The organism is Pectobacterium peruviense, from assembly GCF_003312355.2.
Taxonomy (GTDB): Bacteria; Pseudomonadota; Gammaproteobacteria; order Enterobacterales; family Enterobacteriaceae; genus Pectobacterium; species Pectobacterium peruviense.
Genome location: NZ_CP161826.1, coordinates 3,082,899 through 3,105,814 on the forward strand (window position 1 = coordinate 3,082,899; position 22,916 = coordinate 3,105,814).

Here is a 22,916-nt window from a genome sequence, read left to right on the forward strand (position 1 = left end):
CATCATTTTACCTGGCCACATATATGATTTGCCAGAAATGGCAACTAATTTGTTCGAAAAATCATAGAATAAGATTATACCCCTGCATAATGGCATCGATCACTAACTATGTTATTTTTTTGAAAGTGTTATTACCAGCCAAAACCCCACCCACAGTCCAGCATCGAGTACCAGTACTCGGCTTACACCCTAATTGTGCCGTGGTTTATCCATCGCCCATTGTTACAGTCAGCTATCCATAGGATCCACAACGCTAGAATCTGCATGGTGTTGCGCAGTACAGCGTACAACTTTGACTCTTGAACTACAGGGGCAAGGAATGCAAATTAGATTCCCGGATCAACCTTTAAAACCTCCCCAAACAGGGGTAACTCAGGCGGTTTCGCAGACTTAATCTTTCCAAACCTGACCGGCAAAGAGCCATCGTGTTAGCATTGTTTCTTGATAAACTGCCAATTTTCAGCTTCAGACTCTGTATGAGTAATTAAGGAATCGAAAGCTCCCTCGGCAGCGTCGATTCAACGAACTGCTGCTATGGTAAGTAAGGCTATCTACGGAATAGTCCTTTCAACACGGCCCTCACCTTACACTTACGAAGAAACAAGTTAAGCGTGGAAAAAAATTCAATTCCAGGGTAATTGCTAATTTTCAGGACAGGATGCATCACGGTATGGCTGGGTGCCACGAGAGTGTCATGTTTGCAAGCTCTATCCAATCACTACGGGTAATCTAGACACTTTCGAGCCGTTGATAATACTGCTGTTCATATTCATTCGGCGACAGCCCCGGTGGAGCATCAGCATGGCTGTCAGCCTGCGGGCATAATTTTTATCGCGTGTTTTATGGATTGCTTTATGCATCAGGCATCGTTCTTCACAGGAAATTGGTGCTATGATCGGCATCACTCAGCCCGGTTAGTGATTTTTAGCGATTGATTGAATCGCTAAACCGGACTGAGTCCCATTCAAGTGTCCTATTATTCTGCGCAGCTATTTAGAGGGGATAAGCGCTGTGAAAAAAATTAGAAGAAATCAAAAATGCATTTGTGGGAGCAAACTAAAATATAAAAAATGCTGTTTTTTGAAAAGTAAAAACAGAACCAACTCATCAATTATATTGGAGGCAAGAAAAATTAGTCTTGAGCATAATTTCTCTGCCATACAAAAGTCAATTGATATTATTAATCCATTGATTGAGTCAGGTAAGCTCAATAAAGAAGATAGCATCAATGCAAAGCTTGGACTTGTAAGTGCCTATCAACGCCAAGGCAGGCATAAGATTGCAATCACAGTGTTAGAGGAGATGGCTGAACTCATCGATCAAGATACTGACTTGCAAATTTATACTTTCCACCAGCTTGCTTCATCCTATTCGGCCTTAAGATACACGGATGTTGCATGTGATATGTACAAAAATATTTTCGCAATGTGGGAAAACAATCCTGCAAACGAAGAAATTGAGAGGCGTGTCCGTGGCGCAATTTTATTGGAGGCAGGAAAAGCATTTTCTGAAAATGGTGAGCGTCAAAAAGCCATTGATTGTTGGGATAAATCAGCTCAGCTCCTAAAAGATTTTGAAGACGAAGCTGAACATATTGGACGTGTACAAGCAAACATCGCATTTTTGATGCTACAGTCTGAACAAGAAAAAGATCAAGAGGAGGGACTCAAAAGGGTTCAAATATCAACTACTCAAAAGCTAAAAATTGGTGACTTGAAAGGGCTTGCAAATAATTACTGCAATCTGGGTTCATATTTCCTAAGCAAAAAGAGATACGGACGTGCTCTTTCAAACTATCGGCATGACTTGTATTTAAGTAGATTAATTGGTGATAAGCGAGATATTGCCTCAACCATCGGAAATCTCGCCTCTTTATATAAAAAGTTAAATCAATTCAAACTCGCAAAAAAACATATACTGGAAGCCAGAGCAATAGGCGAGGAGCTTGATGATGAAGCGCTAATTTACATCTCGAATAAACAATTAGATCAAGTTAAAGCGAAAGCAAAAGAGACTGCCATTAACAAGGTGCCTACTGAAGAAAAGGCCATTTGCCCGTGCGGTAGCAACAATTTATATATAAATTGTTGTGGAACAGCTGATTACGAACCTATCAACATCCCTTATATCTATGACGGATTTTCTGAAGATGTTCTTGCTGTGCATGAGGAAATGTCGTCGGCTAGAATACAGGTTTCTCCGCTAGATTTCATCCTCCGTATCATTCCAAAAGATAAGGTTAGAAAATCTTGGTCAGAACATGAGGTGCGTGACGGTTGGGTAATAATAAAAGAATTGCCCGATATGGCAACAGTTCATTTAGTTGCTGCAAAAGAGATGCTAGAAACATCAGCTGAGAAAAATGATTTGGTTAGCTCTATTTCGGCAGTCATTTTGTCAGTCTGTCACCTTGAAGCTTTTATAAATCAAGTTTCATTTTTTTTATATCAAAATAAAGATCATAATGAAGTTGCGAGCATGACTATCCCTCAATGCTTAGCTGATGAAGGAGCCTTTGATTATCAGCGCAAAGGAAATCTAGAAATAAAGTGGCAGCAAATTGCTGATTGCTTGACCCACCCAGGGTGGTTGAGCAAACAAACCTCATGGCAATCTGCAAAAGATTTGATTTATATCAGAAATGAATTAGTGCATTTCAAGGCTGCAGATTATGAACAGGTTGTTCCGCCCACAAAGAAAAAGCCTAGCATCTACTCAAAAATACCTGCCTCCATTACTTTAAGAGATGGACCACATAGCTGGCCGTTTAAAATAATAAATGCCGATTTGGCTAAATGGGCAGTAATTACCGCAGAGACTTTAGTGGAAGATCTTAAAAAGGCTTACAAATACCGAAGAATGAATCCGTTGGGTGACACTGTGTGAATCGCCACGGGGCTTTGTTGAATAAATCGAACTTTTGCTGAGTTGAAGGATCAGATCACGCATCATCTTTCAACACAGGTCGTCCCGTGGCAAATCGCGAGCTGGCACAACTATTATCAGCCGTGGCTCCATCACTTTGTGGCTGGATTAATAGGCGATTCAGTCGTGGTATGAATCAGCAACACCCATCTCACTGGGACGACCTCAGCGCTATTCTGATCTTGCCAAATATCAAGCTTGGTTCAATAAAAAGAAATGATAACAATCAATATTTTATTTGCCTACAACCCTTGTGTGATAGCGTACGTTTAAGTATTGATACAAGCTTTCTTTTTCTCGAAGCAGAGGTTGTTAATAGCCCCAATGGTAAAATTATATATAATTGCTTTGACTGATGGCTAGTAATCAAAATTGGTGGTCATTCTGGTGGTCTTGACAGAGAAGGGATTCAGGTTTAGCTTACTTATTAGCCAGTTACTGGCAAAGGCGATCCCAGTCAGAGGAGCCAAATTTAGAAAACCCCGCTTAAGGGAACTTAAGCGGGGTTTTTGCTATTCTGTTTTTGTTTCATCAAGTTAATTCATTTAACACCTATCTAAAAACCATCTTCATTACCTAATTATCCTTTGATGCCACGATACAGAGGTTACTACGCTGTTGTCGTGAACCGGTGCATGCAGGTCAGCATATGGGCCCTTCATCTTCGGTGACGACTTATGTTGGGGAAGTGATTTACGCTTAATACTCCAATCATGAAAAACCTGTTGCGAACCGTTTTATTAAATCCTAACTTGATCATTATTCTTCACCCTTTGGGTATGCATTACTTTGATTGACGAGGGAAAATGGAACGCTTATTTGTCTACGGTACGCTGCGTCTGGGCCACGTTAATGCTTATATTCTGGAAAGGATTGGCGGAGAATGGTTGCCCGGTTACGTGAAAGGCACATTTTATGAGAGTGGCTGGGGCGCTGCCGCGGGTTTCCTGGGATCGTACTGGATGATAACGGGCCGCATGTCAGCGGTTACCTGTTTTTATCCGATAACCTTGAAGCACATTGGCCAATGCTGGATGAATTTGAAGAGGGCTACGATCGCGTTGAGGTTCTTGTCACCACGGCAGAAGGCCAGCAGATGACAGCATGGGTTTATCAGTTACAGCCACAAACGGGCCAGTAGGTGATATAGATAGAATATGGTTACTGACCAGCTATCAGCATTAAATACAACACTCAGGTTAAATGGTGGCCATTCGGATGGTTTTGACAAAAAGGAATGCCGTCTTTCGCTCAAATATTAGCCACTGTCTTCTGGCAAACATAATCCCAGCAAGGGACCCAAATTTAGAAATCCCGCTTGAGGAAACTTAAGCGGGATTTTTTCGCAGATTCTGGCTGTAGGGTAAAAGCGGAACTCAGGCAGAACAGCGCTAACGTGAATCCGTTCCAAATGGCCTTAAAGGAAGTTACTCATTGCCCCATTGATTCAGGAATGTAGCGATCTCATCGATACGTCGCTCGTCGATACCCGCTTCGCTAGCCATCTCTTTCTGCGCATCCTCACTGATCTCCTCGTTATTCATCAAACGGGTGATCAGCAGTTGGAAATAGCGTGCCACGGATTCACGTTCTGACTCGCTCACCGTCTCTGCTGATTCCGTCGAATACTCATCCGCGATGTCGTAATATTTAAGTGATACTTCATTGTTCATAAGTCGTTCCCAGAGTTGCTGGTGGCGTTTGTGAAAGAGCCGTGTATCACGGCGCACTGAGGTCAGTTAGCGATGCCGAAACCCTGCTTATGTGCAGCATAGGATTTCGACATAGAGTCAGTCCGAATTATTTTAGACCTTGAGCAGTTTCACCGTGGCATCCACGTCTATCTCATCTTCCGAGAAGATTAACGTCGTTCCCTGAAAGGTGGTGATTGCCAATTTTTTCAGCGAGCGCATTTCATCAGGCTTAGCGGCTGATTTCGGCCTGATACTGCTCATCAGTACCCCCACAGACAGTACCGTATTTTCTTTGTCAATACGGGTATCGGCAGGCACTTCTTCACTGTAAACCAGATAAGACTTGATCGACGTGAGCTTAAGGCGCTCGCCCGCGATATAGATGTATTTGCTTTCCGGTACAACTTTCACAGCATACGCTGACAACCCCTTGTTATTCGTGGTGGGTTCGAAAGTGACCGCCGCATCTTTCTTAATCAGATCAGGGTTGGCGACCTTAATCACATGAAAATAACGGTTATCACCGTTTTCATCTTTGATAAAGCCAAAACCTTTATCTTTAAACCAGGTTGTGATCGTTCCGTTCATCGCCATTACCGCCTACTTAATCGTTTATCTACTCAGTTTTTGCAGCGCGCAGTGTAAAGCACAATGCCTGCGCAGACTACGTCTTTGGTTTAAGTCTGGACGATAAATTTCTGGTACGCGAGGGTCGGCCAGATGAACGCATAAGTGACACGAAGTGAAACACGGCGGTCAGTCGTTAACGGGGCTGCAGGAGCGGGATTGCGAAGGAACCGTATATCGCTCAAACCTGCGGCGATTCTGTCTTACCCCCCTCCCTTGCAGTTAACAGCGTCAACCCGGCCCCTCACTCCCTGCCGCCAGCAGAGGCACTAACACGTCACTGATGGGCGTAGAAATATTATGTAAGTGACCATAACGCTGTACCACGCCGTTGCGAATATCCCACTCCAGTGGGCGGTTTGCCTGGCGGTCGGCGAGAATGGAGGTGCCTAAATCCACAGGGGCATGATGAAAACCGTCAACGATCTCCTGCGGAACGTCATCGTTCAGTACTGCGCCTTCCGCACGCGCCACCGTCAGACACTCACGCAGATAAGCTAGTGACAGTTCAGTTATATCCCCACGTGAAAACATCCCAGCGCGGCGATTAGCAAGGACCATCAGACCAGCGACCGCATTCTGCAGCAGTTTACGCCATGCAATGGAGGTAAAATCGGTTGATAGTTCAACCGCGCAGCGTGTGCCATTGAGCACATCGGCTACCCGTTTTGCCTGCGGCACATCCGGCAGAGTGAGGCGCGGTTTAGCACGCAACCAGACTGAGGCATCCGGCTCGCGCTGTGCCGGGAACCAGACTACCGAAGGCAGCACCTTTGCGCCGTTGACAAAAGGTTCCAACTGGGTTTTCTGCTCGACACCATTTTGCAGAGCACATACTACGGTATTTTCATCGCACAGCACGGCCAACCAGTTTGCACTATCAGCTACCTGAGTGGTTTTCACCGCGACAAATACCAGATCGAACGGACGGCTAATAGTCGCCGGATTGTTCAATACCGGACCCGGCACCACAATTTCACCATCATCGTGACGCAAAATTAACTGCGGGTGCGCGGTACGTCCGCAAAGGACTGGCGTTCGATCAACTTCATGCAATGCTGCGGCGATGGTGGTACCGATAGCACCCGGCCCAATAAGAGCAATTTTAGGATGATCAGACATCTTGCGTTCTCCTGATTTGATTTACCCATCATCAGAGTGCTAGCGGCAATCATCGTACACGCCGGCATTCTTCTCAACGTTAACGTTTCGCCGAATGGCAGATAACCAGAACAGCAAAAAAGCACTCGTGTAGATACGATAAAACGGGTAAACGAAAGGACATAATCCAGTCAGGCTGGCAGGAAAAGTGTTGGCAACGGTCTAGAATAACACTGCATTTTTCAAGAACTGACTGAACATAACATCGTAATGAAAAGCCCTTCAGGGCTTTTCATGCGTAAGCATATGCAAAACGTTAATTACCACATCAAATCATCAGGCACTTTAAAATCAGCATACGGATCTTCTTCATCCTGCTCTTCCTGACTCAGCGCACTGTTTAATACAATACTGTTCGCATCTCGCTGCGCGATTTTATCGGCTACGATCGCGGGAATAATCGCGTATTCACTCTCTCCAGTGCTATCAACAACCAAACGAGCAATGGCAAGACGGCCGCTAATCAATTGAGCTTGAGTTAGCTTATCCACCAGGATTTTTTTAATTAAATTCTGATCGGTGAAGTTAAAACCAATATCGCCTTTGGAAAGGATGATTCGATTCATCTCAATGAGCTGCTTCACCTGAGCTTTATATTCTTTAGATAAAGTGGCTTGTTTTTGTTGTTCGCTTAGCTGTTTATCACGCTCAAGTTGTGCTTTTTTATTTTCTTCCACAGCCTCTCTTGCCTCACGAGCCTGAACGCGTGATTTTTTAGCCGTTCTCTGGACTTTAGCCATTTTTTTGCTGGTCACTAATCCAGCTTTTAGCATCTGCTCTTGTAAGGTGAGTTTTGTCATCTTCGTATCTAAACCAATTGAATAATGTGTGGAATTATACCTGTAATTTTTAAGACTGTACCAGATTGTAAGATCTGAACACGATGTGGCTTGAGTTACCCACATAAAAAACGTTCCCGATGCCTATTCACTCCGCATCGGGAACGTTTTATTTAGCTGATATCGCTGCCGTTAGTGGCAATCACTTTCTGATACCAATGGAACGATTTTTTCTTATAGCGGTTGCCACTGCCGGAAATCGTGTCATCCAGATCGACATAAATGAAGCCGTAGCGTTTGCCCATCTCGCCGGTAGACATGCTGACCAGATCGATACAGCCCCATGGGGTGTAGCCCATCAGTTCAACACCGTCAGCAATCGCGCCTGCCATTGCCTCAATATGCTGGCGCAAATAGTTGATGCGGTAATCATCGGCGATATAGTGATGTTCATCCGGTTTATCCACCGCCCCCAGCCCGTTTTCGACGATAAACAGCGGCTTTTCGTAGCGGTCGTACAGCTGATTGAGCGCAATTCGCAGCCCCACCGGGTCAATTTCCCATCCCCATTCGCTGGCTTCCAGGAACGGATTACGCGCACCGCCCAGCAGGTTGCCGTGGGCCGCCGCCGCATCTGGGTCAGTTTTATAAGTGGTGGAAGACATATAGTAGCTAAAGCCGATGTAATCAACAGTGTGCTGTTTGATCAGCTCCAGATCGCCCGGCTGAATATCCAGCGTGACCCCCAGCGACTGCCATAGGCTTTTCGCGTAGTAGGGATATTTACCGCCCGCTTGCACATCCGCACAGTAGAAGTTAAATGACTGCGTCTCTTTTAGCGCCGCCAACTGGTTGATAGGGTTACAGTCATAAGCATAATTCGTGGCAAACAGAATCATGCAGCCGATCTGGATCTGCGGATTCGTCTCATGCGCAATTTTCACCGCCAGACTGCTGGCGACAAACTGGTTATGCCACGCCTGGAATTTGGCCTGTGGTTCCAGCGCGCCAGTTTGCACCGTCAGCCCCTGACTCATGATCGGGAAATGGGCAGCACTGTTGATCTCGTTAAAGGTCATCCAGTACTTTACTTTGCGGCCGAAGCGCTCCAGCACCGTGCGGGCAAACCGCTCGAAGTGGCCGATTAACTCACGGTTTTTCCAGCCGCCAAAGGTGGTAGCAAGATGCAGCGGCATCTCATAGTGAGAGAGAGTAATGACAGGCTCAATGCCGTGGGCAATACAGGTATCAATGACCTGCTCATAATGACGTAGCCCCGCCTCGTTGGGCTGTTGCTCAACACCATTCGGATAGATGCGCGTCCAGGCGATGGAGAAGCGATAGCATTTGAAGCCCATTTCGGCAAACAGCGCAATGTCTTCGCGGAAGCGATGGTAGTGATCGATGCCTTTATGGTTTGGATAGGTATAGCGCTGCTCATCCAGAGTGAAATCAAACGCATCGGAAGCCACAATGTTTAAGCGCGCTTTGCCACCGGGAATGGCATCCACAATCGATAGCCCTTTGCCGTCAACATTGTAGGCCCCTTCGACCTGATTAGCTGCGGTGGCACCGCCCCACATAAAGCCGTGCGGAAATCTTTCACTCATGGCACTTATCCTTTATCGATGATGATTCTTTATTGACGATCGTCGAAGGTCCGCCTGATGTTGATTTGATTCAGCGCGACCCGAACGGCAGAAATTCTAGAGGAAAAAAGAAAGCGTGAACAGAAATAAGAAACCGGTTGCATAAAAGTGGTGCGGTACGGGGCAACCCTGCCAAAGACGGAGTATCAAACTTTATTCTTCTTACTCTGCGGCACTTTTCGAGTGACTGCGCTGCTCGTCTTTTCACTCGTCTGGCCCCTTCGGTGCGTGACTTCAACGAGTTTCCTGAAGGTTGGGCATTCCATATGCGATGGCGCAGAACAGTCGGCAACATGCCGCAGCGTGTCACGCAATACTCGTAGTTCATCGATCTGCAGATCGATTTCGTCGGCCTTCTGATGAAGCGCGGTGCGAGGCAAATCTGGCATCCCATTTTTGTTAAACATGCCAGCAATTTCCTGAAGTGAGAACCCTGCCGATTTTCCCATCGTAATCAGTCTGAGTTGCAGCAGTACATCTTCAGAAAACTGCCGCCGGAGCCCATGCCGGGATACCGAAGCAATCAGCCCAATCTCTTCGTAATAGCGCAACGCTGAAGGCTTGATCCCGCTCTTTTCCGAGACGTCGCCAATATCCAGAAATTTCATACTTGACCTCAAGTCGACTTTACTTTGTAGCATCCTCTGGAACCCACATTCTGACAAGGATAAAAAATGGTAATTAATCGTTCGGACGAGCCGGAGAAGAGCAACACAAGGATCACTATCACACTGGCACTGTCGATACTGTCTGCTTCACTGGGAACCAGTATTGCCAATATTGCCCTTCCGACACTGACGGCCGTGTTTTCTGCGCCATTCTCACAGGTACAGGCCGTTGTCATCGCCTATCTTGCGGCCATGGCGATCTCGGTTGTCATCGCAGGCCGCCTTGGCGATCGTTATGGGCTGAAGCCCGTTTTTATTGCAGGCCTTGTGCTCTTTGCTCTCGCGTCACTGCTGTGTGCCATTGCGCCCCATCTGTGGCAACTCATCGGGGCAAGAGCACTTCAGGGGATCGGCGCGGCCTTCCTGATGACGCTCGGCATGGCGCTGCTGAGGCAAACTGCCGGTGAGAAACATGTCGGGCGTGCGATGGGAGTACTGGGAACGGTATCCGCACTGGGTACTGCGCTTGGCCCTTCTGTCGGAGGATTTCTTCTTACAACAACGGGATGGCGTAGCCTATTCTGGGTGCAGATCCCGCTGGTGGCGATCGTTCTGTTTCTAGCTTTCATCCTGTTGCCAACCGCATCGGTTAAGAAAAAGACTCTCGCACCAAGCGTATCACCCATTCGGAACCCTACGCTTTTGTCAAATCTCACTATCAATGCAGCCGTCACCTCCGTCATGATGACGACGTTAATCGTCGGTCCTTACTATCTTGGTCCGGGTCTGGGCTTGAAAGAAACGCTGGTGGGGGTTGTTATGGCCATTGGCCCTGCTATTGCGATTTTCTGCGGAATTCCATCAGGCCGACTGGTCGATACCTGGGGGTTTGGACGCGCGCTCACCGCCGGACTCTCCCTCGTAGTTACTGGCACCTTGATGCTGGCGATCTTGCCTCCTCTGCTCGGCGTCACCGGATACATCCTTTCCGTTATTATCTTGACGCCAGGCTATCAGCTCTTTCAGGCTGCAAATAACACCGCGACTCTTGCCGATGTTCCTGATAATCAGCGCGGTACCGTCTCTGGTCTGCTTAACCTGTCGCGCAATATTGGGCTGATCGCAGGTGCCTCAGTCATGGGACAGGTCTTCGCGTTAGGTGTCGGAACGGAAGATTTCGCCCATGCCACGCCCGCTTCCCTCGCTAACGGGATGCAACTAACCTTTTTTCTGTCTGGCGGAATGATACTTACCGTCCTAGGATTCACCCACCTGCCAAAGTGGAAGCGGGTTACCCGATAACACGCTAAGCATGCGTCTTTTTAACTTTACGGGGGTTGCGTCCCCCTTCTCAGCTTAAATCACCGCTGATTTATGAGTGTCATTCATAACGTCTATCCTGTAGCGCACGATTATCACAGGATGCAATCCCGGTAAGATAATACAAAGCATGTAAAACCAGACGGATAGATATGACTCACGTTCAGACGCGCTCAGAAAAAACTTCAGGGCTACTTTTCATTGCCATTCTCAGTGCACTGATGGCATTTACTTCTTTATCGACGGACATTTATTTACCCGCCATGCCCATCATGGCAAAAGATTTACAAGGCGATGCCGAACTCACCATCACCGGGTTTTTAATCGGCTTTTGCATCGCGCAGTTGGTTTGGGGGCCGTTAAGCGACCATCTGGGCCGCCGAATACCGCTATTTATTGGTATGGTGTTGTTTATCATCGGATCGGTAGGCTGTGCACTGTCTACGGATATATCGCACATTGTTTTTTGGCGTGTCTTTCAAGCGCTGGGAGCATGTACCGGCCCAATGCTGGCGCGCGCGATGATCCGCGATCTCTTTAGTCGTACACGTGCGGCGCAAATGCTCTCTACGTTAATCATCGTGATGGCGATTGCCCCGATTGCTGGGCCCCTACTCGGCGGGCAGTTGATCAAAGTAACGTCATGGCATGCCATTTTTTGGCTGCTGGCGATTATTGGCATCATGATGCTGATTTCATTGCGCTGGCTACCTGAGACATTACCCGAAGACAGGCGAGTAAAAGCTTCTTTGCCCAGCGCCTTTCGCAACTATTATGCACTGCTAACGAACGCTAACTTCATGCGTTTCACCTTATGCCTGACACTCTATTATGTCTCCGCCTACGCCTTTATTACCGGTTCGGCCTTCGTCTACATCACCTACTTCGGTGTCGATCCACAGCACTACGGCTGGCTATTTGCGCTGAATATCGTCGGCGTGATGGGCATGAGCGTGGCAAATCGTCGTCTGGTTCAGCGCTATCCACTTGAGACGCTGCTTAAATTTGCCGTGCTGATCGCAACCGTCGCGTCGTTCATTCTTGCTATCGGCACAAAACTGAATATCGGGGGAATGCCCCTGATTGTGATTTCCGTGTTTGTGTTCTTTTCGATGAACGGCATCATCGCCGCAACATCAACTGCCGCCGCGCTTGATGCAGTGCCAAACATTGCTGGTTCGGCATCGGCATTAATCGGGTCGCTACAGTACGGCAGCGGCATTATTTCTTCCCTGCTACTTGCACTACTGAGCGATGGGACACCGTGGACGATGGCATGGATCATCGCATTGTTTACCGCAGCCAGTGCGGTAACAGCGCTAACTACACGCGCCCCGAAAGCAGCGAGTTAGATATCGCTGCCGATACCAGAAATAATCCAATCAATAGCCGAAGTAAAAACAGAGGCCTATTCTGACGGTTTATGGTGACGCGCAGCGACCTTCGCAAGCTCAGACAATACAGCGGTTGCCTCGTCTAAACGCTCAGGGACAAGTTTGTAGAACACCCAGTTCTTGATGCGTTTCGATGTAACAATCCCGGCTTTCGCTAGATATTGAAGATGGCCAGTGACAGTCGGCTGGCTCAGACCGATTTTCTCAGTGATAAATCCGACGCATACCCCGTCCTTAACCAAATCGCCATCCTGCTGTTCTGGGAAATGTGCCCGAGGATCGGCCAACCATTCCAGAATGATGAGCCGCTGCTCATTACCGAGCGCACGTAGTAGATCGGCCGCTGTCGTTGCATGCTTGTTCATATAGCCAAATACCTATATAGTCATTTCCATATACAGTTGATAGGGGAATACTATGACAAGCCAACACCAGAGAGCAACTGCCTCTGTAACATTGAAAGACATTTACGCGGCATCTCAGCAGATTAAAACAACGATACGCAGAACACCGCTAGACCACTCGCAGGAATTATCCGCTCTCGTTGGTGCAGAAATTCGGCTCAAGATGGAAAACCTCCAACAGACCGGTAGCTTCAAGCTACGGGGCGCGGCAAACGTTCTTGCTAACCTGGATGCAGAACAGCGCCGCGTTGGTGTCATCGCCCCAACGGCAGGAAATCACGGATTAGGGCTCGCCTATGCCGGACAAGTGGCAGGTGTCCCCGTAACCATATTTTTGCCACGCTCAGCAGACCCGATGAAGGTCGCGGCCATGAAAGGTTGTGGTGCCCGTATCTCGTTTTTTGATGACATCGAAGAAGCGAGGCAGGCGGCAATAGCAGCAGCGCAACAGTCTGGTGCCACCTTCGTTTCGGCTTACGACAATCCACATATGATTGCTGGTGGCGGCACTGTCGGCCTTGAGATTATGGAAGACTGGATGGATGCAGAGATAATCCTGGTGAATATCGGTGGCGGCGGGCTTATCTCAGGGATTGCGACGGCAGTGAAAGCAATCAACCCCGCTATCGAAGTATGGGGTATACAAAGTGAAGCCAGCCCGACATTTGCCCGTTGGAAAGAGGCCGGTGAAACGCTTCCCGTCGATCTGGCTTCCTCCATCGCTGAAGGCGTTAGCGGCTATATTGAGCCCAGTGCGATGACCTGGCCGCTGGTTCGTGACCGTGTCGATCGCGTGCTCACGGTATCAGAAGCTGAAATTAAAGCCGCAATGCTGTCAATGCTCGAACTTCACCGCCATGTTGTCGAACCTTCGGGGGTGCCAGCCGTCGCGGGAGCCATTCGCTACGCGAAGGAGATTGGGGGACGTAAAACCGTCTGCGTCGTCACCGGCAGGAACATTTCGAGTTCACGCTATCTCACGCTGATTAATGAGGCGACAGCCGGTGTGGATAAGTAGGATGTTCGGGCGCCCTCTTCGCGGTCAAAATGCGTGGGGCATTACAGCATAAATTCGTAATGAGAGCCGTCCGGCAACTCGACGTCAAGACGTAGCTTACTGCCGGTCGCCTCAACATAGCGTTTGAGTGTGGAAAGTTTCAGATCGCGACCAGGTTTCTCCATTACCGCCACGGTCGGCTGCTTTAATCCAAGCGTCTGCGCCATTTCTACTTGCGTTTTTTGCACTCTATCACGCAGTTCAGCGAGGTGAATATTGAGCAACATATCTGCTGCTATAACGTGAGCATCAATGACGACTTCTGGTTTTTCATCCGCAAGAAGCTGTTCCAGCGTTCTGCCCATGGCATTACTCCTTTTTCTCTATTTTTCAGATAATTGGTGAATTCTCGATCGGCAAACGGGATCATCTCATCGTAAAAACGCTTTTCATTACCAGACTTATTACCCGCACAGAGCAGGATCCCTCTACGATGTGGGTCGAAGGCAAAAAATGCCCGTATCGGCATCCCTCGGCTCTGAATACGCAGCTCTTTCATGTTGCTATAGCGGGAACCTTTGACCGTATCAGCATAAGGTCGAGGTAACATGGGCCCCTTTTCCCGTAGCACAATAAGTGCTGCAAGCACACAAGCTCGATCCATATCGTTTAATGCGCTTAACCAGCGATCAAACGCGTCCGTCGTTTCAATTCTCCACACAAATCCTCCTTATAAATATAGATCAAATGCTATATAGCAGTAAAGCTATAATTTGGATTATGGAGTGACAGCAGACGATATGCACAGGCCCGTGAGCGAAACCGGAAACGGTATTCCAATACTTCTGTGGAGATAAAATGAAATGACTATCATCGTGTGAGCAACGTCGCACGATTATGCTGTCGCACTGGTTGATGAAATTGAAACCCCAGCACACTCTCGTCAACGCTTTACCGTCGGTTATTAAGCCCTGACGACGATCCGCACATTGGCCGCTTCCACTCAGCAATGTGCGGATCTCGCGTTATATCAATATGCAGTAGAGATAGAACAGAACGGTATCAGCAAACGGCGTGAGTTTGTTATGGTGTTGGCTTAACTCGCTCTCTTTTCATGCATAAGGAGTTTTTGAATGGCTACGACCCCTGCCTATGTGCCACCAAAAGTCTGGCAGCCCGCGTCTTCCGGCGGTGCTTTCGCCAATATTAACCGCCCGATAGCCGGTCCGACGCACGAAAAAGCCCTGCCCGTTGGTAAACATCCGCTTCAGCTTTACTCGCTGGCGACGCCAAATGGCGTGAAAGTGACGATTATGCTGGAAGAGTTGCTGGCGCTGGGTCACACGGGTGCCGAGTACGATGCCTGGCTGATTAAGATAGGCGATGGAGATCAGTTCTCCAACGGGTTTGTGGACATCAACCCGAACTCCAAGATCCCCGCGCTGCTTGACCAAAGCGGTGATAAACCGATTCGCGTGTTCGAATCTGGTTCCATTCTGGTGTATCTGGCTGAGAAATTTGGGGCACTGCTGCCAAACGACCTCGCCACACGTACTGAAACCCTGAACTGGCTATTCTGGCAGATGGGTTCCGCCCCTTACGTTGGCGGTGGATTCGGGCACTTCTACGCCTACGCGCCGGAAAAATTTGAATACCCGATCAATCGTTTCACGATGGAAACCAAGCGCCAGTTGGATGTGCTCAACCGTCGATTGGCAGAAAGCCGTTATCTGGCTGGCGATAGCTACACGATTGCTGATATTGCCGTCTGGCCGTGGTACGGCGGGCTGGTACAGAACGCGATTTACTCCGCTGCGGAGTTCCTGTCCGTGCATGAATACACGCATGTGAAACGCTGGGCCGATGAGATTGCCGCCCGTCCGGCGGTGATTCGCGGTCGGAAGGTCAACCGCACGTGGGGCGAAGAGTCTGAGCAGGCCGCCGAACGCCATCAGGCGTCCGATCTGGATTAATCGTCTGCCGCCTGCTCAATGCAGGCGGCATTCCCATTCACCCTTAGTGCCCTTCCCTTTCCGGCATACGATCATCAGCCAATCTATTTTCCACCGTATCGATGCCCACCTGCCGCGAGGCATACCACCAGCTCAGCAGTGCCCCTATCCCACAGGCGGTTAATAGCATCACTGGCGGAAGCAAAGTGCCGTCATGCACAACGCCCATAATCACACCAGCGACCCCACCGAAGACATACTGCAATACGCCGAGCAGCGAGGAAGCCGACCCCGTCTGACCGGGTGCTGCATTCATCGCCACCGCCACCACATTGCCGAACACCAGACTCAGGAAACTCATGGTCAGGAATAGCAATGCCGTGATGACCCACAGCGACGTTATGCCAACCAATATAACGCCGGATAACACCAGCCCTCCTGCAACATGCAGAGCGATTCCGATGGGCAAGATTTGGTATTCACGCCAGCGGTTGAGCAGAAAGATATTGATTTGCCCCAGTGCCACCATACCAAGCGCATTTGACGCAAAAATATAGCTGTAGGTCGTGGGCGACAGGTGGAAATATTCAATGAAAATAAAGGCAGATGCGCCAATGTAGGTAAACAGGCCACCCATCACGAAAGAACCGGAAAGCGTATAGCCCATGAATTTTTTCTGCCGCAGTAACACGACATAGCCCGTTAAGGCCGACAACATGCCACCGCCGACGCGGTCACGCCGTGGAAGGCTTTCCGGCACACAGCGCCAGGTGGCAAACAGCATTAACATGCCGACCACCGTCAACACCCAGAAAATAGCTGACCAGCCCAGCGTACCGAGTAGAACCCCACCCAACGGTGGCGCGATAATCGGCGCTATCGCCATCACCTGCATGAGCAGCGAGAATACCTTTGCGGCATCCCGCTCCGAGTACAAATCTGCCACGATGGCGCGCGGGATCACCAATCCGGCTGCACCACCGAGACCTTGCATCAAGCGGAAGAAGACAAACCACGATAGCGTGGAAGCATGGGCGATAAGTAAGGAAGAGAGAGAAAATAGCACGATACCCAGCAGCAGCGGCCCTTTGCGGCCATAGCGATCGGTCAGCGGCCCATAGACCAATTGCCCAAGCGCCAGCCCGATCAAAAAGACAGACAGCGAGGTCTGCATTCCTGCGGCATCCGCACCAATATCCTGCTGAATCGCGGGAAAAGCCGGGAGATACATATCAATCGACATGGCATCAAACGCGCATAGGATGCCTAAAATGCCGATGAGGACAAAACTGCGCGACGCCAATAAAGACGAATCAGACATCGATAACACCTCAAAAATAGACCACGTAATCATGAATAACCGACAGCAATGGGGTAGCGAATCGGATAAGATGCGTATTGCCGAGCGCAATATATGACTGAGCAGTCGAAAATACAAGGTAATGTGATGGCGCGCAAAAAAACCATTGAAAACGATCTGATTCTGGACGCAGCGGAAAAGGTACTGCTGCGCGATGGCGTACATCGTTTTACGTTGGATGCCGTTGCCGCAGAAGCGGGCATTAGCAAGGGTGGGCTCGTTTACAGCTTTGCCAGTAAAGACCTGTTGATTATGACCATGCTGTCGCGTGAGCTTGCCCGTTTTGAGCAAGAGGCACAGCAGCAAACTGCACGCTATAGCGACCAACCTCATGCAGAGGTGCTGGGGCACATCACTGCGATTGCTCAGGAAGAAGAGGAGACGACATCTCGCGCCGTTGGCCTACTCACCGCGCTGGTTCATTCCCCTTCGATGTTGGAACCCGTGCGGGAGTTTTATCGCACCAGGCTGGATCGGCTACGTGATACGACACCGGCTATGCAGCGTATTCGTCTGGCTTTTCTCGCCACAGAAGGCATTTTCCTATTACAGGGGCTGGGGTTCGTGACGTTAGATCGCGAGGAGCGGCAAGCCATGCTTAATGATGCCAAATCCTTGTTCACGTCAGACGATGCTACACATACGGTTATCACACGCTCGATTACAGATAACCACGCTACACCGCTAGCTTCTTTCCCTTTTTCCCCACGAGAAATACCCGCCATTCCTGCTGGCGAAACCACCTCAGAACAGGCGATCGCCTGGTTGGCGGAAAAAGGCGTCACGCCGAGCGGAGCGGGATTGAAAATGGTGCACTCGCGCGCGACTCATATTATTGAAACTGCCACGAATCTCATCAAACGTGACGGTATTGGGGCATTAACCCACCGCGCCGTCGCACATGACGCTCATGTACCGTTAGGGTCAACCACTTACCACTTTACTAGTCTGGACGACATGCTGAATGCCGTCATGATTAGCGCCATAGCGCTGTTTCGTGATGATATGTTTAGCTGGTTTCTCCAGCGTCGCCATGACGACCCGTGCGATGTCCTGACCGATTTTGTCATGCGTGGCATCGAAGATATTGATGAGCTGGCGCGCGAGTACGAGCTCTTTACCGCCGCCATTTCACGCCCTTCCCTGCGCCCCATCGCGCTCGAATGGTCTAACACCGTGGTCGCTATCATCAAAGTGGTTGCTCCGGATAACGCCGCACTCCCGCTAGGTACGCTGTTGAACGGCTTTTTCATCCGTGCACTGCTGGAAAAACATGAGCGGGCCCTGCCACGCGATCTGGTCTATCAGGCGGTTTCGGCGCTGTATAACGCTTTTCGCTAAGTCATACGGTTTCTCACAGAGAAACCGTTTCATCCCACAGCCGTTCTCATTTCTCCTCTCTCGCGACCATTCCTTACAAAAAACTGTACATATGTACTATTTTTTATCAAACTATCAAACGCAAATAACTCTCGTTTGCATTCGTATATCTGCGCGTTGTTAGGGATGAAAATAAAAAATGCACAAACAGCAATTCCATACCATAAAACCACTGGCTCTGATTGTTGCCGGGCTGCTCGGGGTACACTTAGGCACGGCACAGGCTGCCGATGAAGATGTGATGACGGTCAAAGCCACTGCTGAGCAGGAATTAAAACAGCAGCCTGGCGTTTCTATCATCACGGCAGAAGACATTAAAAAAACACCGCCCGTTAACGATCTCTCGGACATTATCCGCAAAATGCCAGGTGTAAACTTAACGGGAAACAGCGCCACAGGGGCAAGAGGCAACAACCGCCAGATCGACCTGCGCGGTATGGGGCCGGAAAATACGCTGATTCTCATCGATGGACGTCCCGTCACCTCGCGTAATGCGATTCGCTACGCCTGGGATGGCGAACGGGATACCCGAGGCGATACTAACTGGGTGCCCGTCGAAGATGTGGAACGTATCGAGGTGATACGTGGTCCTGCAGCGGCTCGCTACGGTTCCGGTGCCGCCGGTGGCGTAGTGAATATCATCACCAAACGTCCGTCCACTATCTGGACCGGCTCACTCTCGCTGTACGGCAATCAGCCGGAAAACAGCAAAGAAGGTGCCACCCGCCGCGCCAATATCAACCTGAGCGGCCCACTGGCTGGTGATGCGCTCACCATGCGTCTGTACGGTAATATCAATAAAACCGATTCCGACAGTTGGGATATTAACCGGAACCAGAACGGTTCTGCGGCTGCCGGGCGTGAAGGCGTGCGCAATAAAGATCTCAATACGCTGCTGTCCTGGAAACTCTCTCCGCAGCAGATCGTTGATGTTGAAGCAGGCTATAGCCGTCAGGGTAATATCTATACTGGCGATACACAGTTCAGCCTCGATCCCAGCGTACTTGGTAGTAACACGCCTGAATCATTGGCAAAGAGCGGTGCAGAAACCAACCGATTGTATCGCCAGAATTATGCCATTACCCATAACGGCATCTGGGATTGGGGACAATCCAAGCTGGGCTTCGCTTACGACCAAACGAATAACACCCGGCTTGATGAAGGATTGTATGGCCGAGTTGAAGGATCAATTAATAGCGATCGCTATAGCACCAGCCGCTTGAAAAATCTGCGTATTAATAGCGAGCTGAATATTCCGCTTGAGCGTTGGGCTGAACAAATGCTCACGCTGGGTGCAGAGTGGAATCGGGAGCAGTTAAACGATCCTGCCGCAAACAGTTACCCAGGAGACAGTCGTGATACCCTCCCCGGCACATCCGTCAACCCTTCTCAACGCAGCAGCAAAAACAGCGCCGAACTCAGTGCGATCTACTTTGAAGACAATATCGAAGTCGTGCCTGGCACCAAGGTGATTCCCGGCCTGCGTTTCGATTACCACGACAAATTTGGCGGTAACTACAGCCCAAGCCTGAACATTCAGCAGGAACTGGGCGAGATGTTCAGCGTGAAAGCCGGTATTGCGCGCGCCTTTAAAGCACCGAATCTTTATCAATCCTCTACTGGCTACCTGCTCTATTCACGTGGTAACGGCTGTCCGTTCGGCGTGGATTATAATAACGGCGGCGGCTGCTATCTGGCAGGTAATGACAATCTGGATCCCGAAATCAGCGTCAACAAAGAAATCGGTCTGGAGTTCAAGCATGCCGGCTGGCAGGCGGGTGTGACCTATTTCCGCAATGACTATAAAAACAAGATTGTTTCCGGCACCGATATTCTCGGGCTGACACAGTCAAATGCGGCGATCTTGCGTTGGGAAAATGGCGGTAAAGCGCTGGTCGAAGGGTTAGAAGCCAACCTGCTGGTGCCGGTGATTGAAGACACGCTGGACTGGAACACTAACGCGACCTATATGATTGAGTCGAAAAATAAAGACACCGGTAACCCACTGTCGATCATCCCGAAATACACCGTCAATACGATGCTGGATTGGCAGGCAACAGAGAAACTTTCTGCCAATGTCAGTTGGACGATGTACGGTAAGCAAAAACCACGTCAATACGCGACAAACTGGACAGAATACAACAGCGGGCTGTCTTCACGCGAAATCGGCAGCTACTCCGTTGCAGGTGTGGGCGTGAACTACCAGTTCAACAAGAACCTGCGCGTCAATGCCGGTATCAGTAACCTGTTTGATAAGCAGATTTACCGTGAAGCGAAAGGGGCGTCTACCTATAACGAACCGGGCCGCGCCTACTATGCGGGGGTCACCACCTCATTCTGATAGCCATACTTCTCTGACGGTTACGCCTTTCTGGTTCAGCGTGTTCAGAAACCAAAAAGCATGCGATTCAGAGAATTAGCGACAAAAAAATCGGCCTCTGTCTTCTCCTGTAAGGAGGAGGCAAAGGCCGAATGTTGTAATACGCCAGAGTAATTAATTAGCGGCGTACTTTTACTTTATTCAACACAGTCTGGATCGCCGTCGACAGCTCATTAATCTCGAATTTCGCGACGTAAGCATCCGCACCAACATTGCGTACGTGATCTTCGTTCGCGCTACCAGACAGTGAAGAGTGAATCACCACGGGGATATTCTTCAGATATTCTTCACGCTTGATATTTCTTGTCAGCGTAAAGCCATCCATTTCCGGCATTTCCAAATCGGTCAGAACCAGTGAGATCTTGTCCGAAATAGGTCGCCCTTCTGACTGTGCTTCTTGCGCAATGAGTCGAATCTTGTTCCAGGCATCCTGTCCAGTAATGTGCATACTAAACGGAATACCCATCTGGGTTAGCCCCTGCTCAAGCAGCGAACGGGCGACTTTGGAGTCTTCCGCCACAATCGCAATCGCACCAGGCGTGTAGGGATAGATCTTCTCTTCTGCGTTCTTGAGCTTAGTTTCACGATCGCCAGGAATGATATCAAACAGAATCTGTTCAACATCCAGCACCAGCGCCAGACGATTACTGTCTTTGTCGTTATCAAGGCGCGCAATACTGGTGATATAGGAGCTACTCACGCCCGCTTCAGCAGCCAGAACCTGGCTCCATTCCAGACGAACAATATCATCTACCGATTCCACCGCGAATGCCTGCGTACTGCGTGCATACTCAGTGATAAGGAGAATGTTCAGGTTCGTATCCGGTGCACTGCCGACCACAGCAGGAAGATCGAGAACGGGAATGATTTGCCCACGAATGTTAACCATACCCAGCATCGGCGATTTCATGCCAGCCGCTTTGGTCAACGTAGGCATTGGCACAATTTCACGCAGTTTAAACACGTTGATGCCAAACAGCTCAGATTTGCCACCTTCAGGTGATTTGCCCAGCTGGAATAATAAGAGTTCGAATTTATTAGCAGAGGTAAGGTTTGTTCTCTCATCAATCTCTTTTTGAAAATTATCCATGCTTTCCTCAGTGCGAGTCATTATTTATAGGTATAGCGTAATCAGGCAACATTCGAGATGTGAGTAAACATGAACTAACATCTGGCCGCTCCACTGTACGTGATAGTCGTGTTCTTCAATCTTATCCAGCGTCAAACGTAAAATACTTGTCAATTGTGTCAACTTCATCGTCCAACGATGGCAATCATCGGACCAGTAGACGGATATCAGCCCTCTTCAGTATAACAGTCGGCTAGCATCCTTTAGGTATAGATAACATTCCCTGAATCATTACTATCGGCAGGATTTGCCAACTCCTTATCCCAAATCGTGACAGAAATGTTGCCTGAGAAGAAAACCTCACGCCCTCTTGACATCGAAGCCATAAAAAACTAAAAACATACCGTACAGTTCAGTTTTATAAAGAGTGCCTATACCGCCATTTACGCATAGCGGCAGTAAACGGTTGGCGCTATTGGACGTCATGTGGCTAAGGCGGCGTGTCATCACGCTATTCAGCAGTTCTTTTTACAGGATTCTCATATGTTCACATTATCCCGAGTTGCACGTCCTACCGTATTGGCTCTGGCTGTCATACTCGCAGGTTGCGCGAGCAATTCTCCCGTGCGCTACAGCGGTATCGCATCGTCTTCGCAATTGGCGCAAAACTCAGGTGAGCACGCGGATCGCATTCCTTATCGTTACACCACGCCTGTCGACTGGAAGCAATACACCCACATCATCATCGATCCCGTCAGCATTTATCAGGGCAGCGATAACCAATTTAACGACATGTCACCGCAGGACAGACAGTCGCTGGCCGCCTATATGCAAGATGCGTTCAGCAAAACCTTACGTTCACGGTTCAATGAAGTGACCTCACCAGCCCCTGGCACATTGCGATTGAAATTGACGCTGACAGGGGCCGATACCACCACACCCGTTGCTGGTACGTTTACCAAATTTGATCTGGCTGGCGGCCCCTACAACATCGTGCAGTCTATTCGTGGTAAAGAAGGCCTGCTCAATGGATCTGTGAACTATGCCGTTGAAATTTACGATGCGACGACCAACAAACTGCTCAATGCCTATATCGCGAAGCAGTATCCAAACGCCATGAACGTCAGCGCCAGCGTGGGGGCACTGAGCGCCGCAGAAGTCGGTATCGATAAAGCGGCGGAAGAACTGGCCGACATGCTGAAGTAAGCGAAGAAGAC

Annotated in this window: 18 protein-coding genes and 4 pseudogenes; 10 read left to right on the forward strand and 12 right to left on the reverse strand. The window is 49.2% G+C overall.

Going from position 1 to position 22,916, the window contains the following annotated elements; all coding sequences use genetic code 11:
- Positions 1-782: 782 nt before the first annotated feature.
- Positions 783-902: pseudogene (locus DUT67_RS14005) on the reverse strand (IS630 family transposase); the annotation flags it as partial.
- A 109-nt stretch (positions 903-1,011) separates the two neighbouring features.
- On the opposite strand from DUT67_RS14005, the gene DUT67_RS14010 reads away from it, so the two are divergent.
- From DUT67_RS14010 to DUT67_RS14020, 3 genes and pseudogenes are all read left to right on the forward strand, one after another.
- Positions 1,012-2,886: an SEC-C metal-binding domain-containing protein gene (locus DUT67_RS14010; protein ID WP_189339469.1), complete on the forward strand. Its 1,875-nt coding sequence runs from the start codon at positions 1,012-1,014 to the stop codon at positions 2,884-2,886.
- 61 nt (positions 2,887-2,947) lie between these two features.
- Positions 2,948-3,112: pseudogene (locus DUT67_RS14015) on the forward strand (transposase); the annotation flags it as partial.
- 619 nt (positions 3,113-3,731) lie between these two features.
- Positions 3,732-4,066 (forward strand): annotated as a pseudogene (locus tag DUT67_RS14020) (gamma-glutamylcyclotransferase family protein).
- A 286-nt stretch (positions 4,067-4,352) separates the two neighbouring features.
- Here DUT67_RS14020 and DUT67_RS14025 read toward each other — a convergent pair.
- The 6 genes from DUT67_RS14025 to DUT67_RS14050 all read right to left on the reverse strand — a co-directional run bounded on the left by DUT67_RS14025 (position 4,353) and on the right by DUT67_RS14050 (position 9,443).
- Positions 4,353-4,598 (reverse strand): DUF2543 family protein, encoded by a 246-nt coding sequence (locus DUT67_RS14025; protein ID WP_113625643.1) that lies wholly within the window; start codon positions 4,596-4,598, stop codon positions 4,353-4,355.
- 132 nt (positions 4,599-4,730) lie between these two features.
- Positions 4,731-5,213, reverse strand: coding sequence for a cold-shock protein (locus tag DUT67_RS14030; RefSeq protein WP_048261010.1), 483 nt, complete (start codon positions 5,211-5,213; stop codon positions 4,731-4,733).
- A gap of 264 nt (positions 5,214-5,477) precedes the next feature.
- Positions 5,478-6,368 (reverse strand): oxidoreductase, encoded by an 891-nt coding sequence (locus tag DUT67_RS14035; RefSeq protein WP_113631751.1) that lies wholly within the window; start codon positions 6,366-6,368, stop codon positions 5,478-5,480.
- A gap of 299 nt (positions 6,369-6,667) precedes the next feature.
- Positions 6,668-7,207 carry a DUF2058 domain-containing protein gene (locus DUT67_RS14040; protein WP_113631752.1) on the reverse strand — a complete coding sequence of 180 codons (540 nt, stop codon included), beginning with the start codon at positions 7,205-7,207 and terminating at the stop codon, positions 6,668-6,670.
- Positions 7,208-7,359: 152 nt separating this feature from the next.
- The gene (locus DUT67_RS14045) at positions 7,360-8,796 is read right to left on the reverse strand and encodes a glycoside hydrolase family 1 protein (RefSeq protein ID WP_113625641.1); all 1,437 of its coding nucleotides are present in this window, start codon (positions 8,794-8,796) and stop codon (positions 7,360-7,362) included.
- 185 nt (positions 8,797-8,981) lie between these two features.
- Positions 8,982-9,443, reverse strand: a complete 462-nt coding sequence (locus DUT67_RS14050; RefSeq protein WP_113625640.1) for a helix-turn-helix domain-containing protein — start codon at positions 9,441-9,443, stop codon at positions 8,982-8,984.
- Between the two features lie 66 nt (positions 9,444-9,509).
- Between DUT67_RS14050 and DUT67_RS14055 the strand changes: the two genes are divergently transcribed.
- Together DUT67_RS14055 and DUT67_RS14060 are read left to right on the forward strand one after the other, a co-directional pair.
- On the forward strand, positions 9,510-10,745 hold the full coding sequence (locus DUT67_RS14055; protein ID WP_113625639.1) for an MFS transporter: 1,236 nt from the start codon (positions 9,510-9,512) through the stop codon (positions 10,743-10,745).
- 170 nt (positions 10,746-10,915) lie between these two features.
- Positions 10,916-12,115, forward strand: coding sequence for a multidrug effflux MFS transporter (locus DUT67_RS14060; protein WP_113631753.1), 1,200 nt, complete (start codon positions 10,916-10,918; stop codon positions 12,113-12,115).
- 56 nt (positions 12,116-12,171) lie between these two features.
- Here DUT67_RS14060 and DUT67_RS14065 read toward each other — a convergent pair whose 3' ends face one another.
- Positions 12,172-12,522 carry a helix-turn-helix transcriptional regulator gene (locus tag DUT67_RS14065; protein ID WP_113625637.1) on the reverse strand — a complete coding sequence of 117 codons (351 nt, stop codon included), beginning with the start codon at positions 12,520-12,522 and terminating at the stop codon, positions 12,172-12,174.
- A gap of 52 nt (positions 12,523-12,574) precedes the next feature.
- On the opposite strand from DUT67_RS14065, the gene DUT67_RS14070 reads away from it, so the two are divergent.
- Positions 12,575-13,579 carry a threonine/serine dehydratase gene (locus tag DUT67_RS14070; protein WP_113625636.1) on the forward strand — a complete coding sequence of 335 codons (1,005 nt, stop codon included), beginning with the start codon at positions 12,575-12,577 and terminating at the stop codon, positions 13,577-13,579.
- Between the two features lie 41 nt (positions 13,580-13,620).
- On the opposite strand, the gene DUT67_RS14075 is transcribed toward DUT67_RS14070, so the two are convergent.
- Both DUT67_RS14075 and DUT67_RS14080 read right to left on the reverse strand, forming a co-directional pair.
- Positions 13,621-13,923, reverse strand: a complete 303-nt coding sequence (locus DUT67_RS14075; RefSeq protein ID WP_113625635.1) for an XRE family transcriptional regulator — start codon at positions 13,921-13,923, stop codon at positions 13,621-13,623.
- Between the two features lie 26 nt (positions 13,924-13,949).
- Positions 13,950-14,279 (reverse strand): annotated as a pseudogene (locus tag DUT67_RS14080) (type II toxin-antitoxin system RelE/ParE family toxin); the annotation flags it as partial.
- Between the two features lie 412 nt (positions 14,280-14,691).
- On the opposite strand from DUT67_RS14080, the gene yghU reads away from it, so the two are divergent.
- Positions 14,692-15,531, forward strand: coding sequence for a glutathione-dependent disulfide-bond oxidoreductase (gene yghU / locus DUT67_RS14085; RefSeq protein WP_113631754.1), 840 nt, complete (start codon positions 14,692-14,694; stop codon positions 15,529-15,531).
- Between the two features lie 43 nt (positions 15,532-15,574).
- Here the strand turns inward: yghU and DUT67_RS14090 are convergent, their stop codons facing one another.
- The gene (locus DUT67_RS14090) at positions 15,575-16,831 is read right to left on the reverse strand and encodes a multidrug effflux MFS transporter (protein WP_113631755.1); all 1,257 of its coding nucleotides are present in this window, start codon (positions 16,829-16,831) and stop codon (positions 15,575-15,577) included.
- A 126-nt stretch (positions 16,832-16,957) separates the two neighbouring features.
- Between DUT67_RS14090 and DUT67_RS14095 the strand changes: the two genes are divergently transcribed.
- A complete protein-coding gene (locus DUT67_RS14095) occupies positions 16,958-18,211 on the forward strand; it encodes a TetR family transcriptional regulator (RefSeq protein ID WP_223254574.1) in 1,254 nt (417 codons plus the stop codon).
- A 178-nt stretch (positions 18,212-18,389) separates the two neighbouring features.
- The gene (locus tag DUT67_RS14100) at positions 18,390-20,591 is read left to right on the forward strand and encodes a TonB-dependent siderophore receptor (RefSeq protein ID WP_113631757.1); all 2,202 of its coding nucleotides are present in this window, start codon (positions 18,390-18,392) and stop codon (positions 20,589-20,591) included.
- A 157-nt stretch (positions 20,592-20,748) separates the two neighbouring features.
- Here the strand turns inward: DUT67_RS14100 and DUT67_RS14105 are convergent, their stop codons facing one another.
- Positions 20,749-21,720, reverse strand: coding sequence for a chemotaxis protein (locus DUT67_RS14105; protein ID WP_048261028.1), 972 nt, complete (start codon positions 21,718-21,720; stop codon positions 20,749-20,751).
- Between the two features lie 522 nt (positions 21,721-22,242).
- Here DUT67_RS14105 and DUT67_RS14110 point away from each other — a divergent pair.
- Positions 22,243-22,905: a DUF3313 domain-containing protein gene (locus DUT67_RS14110; protein ID WP_113631758.1), complete on the forward strand. Its 663-nt coding sequence runs from the start codon at positions 22,243-22,245 to the stop codon at positions 22,903-22,905.
- The last annotated feature ends 11 nt before the right edge of the window (positions 22,906-22,916 follow it).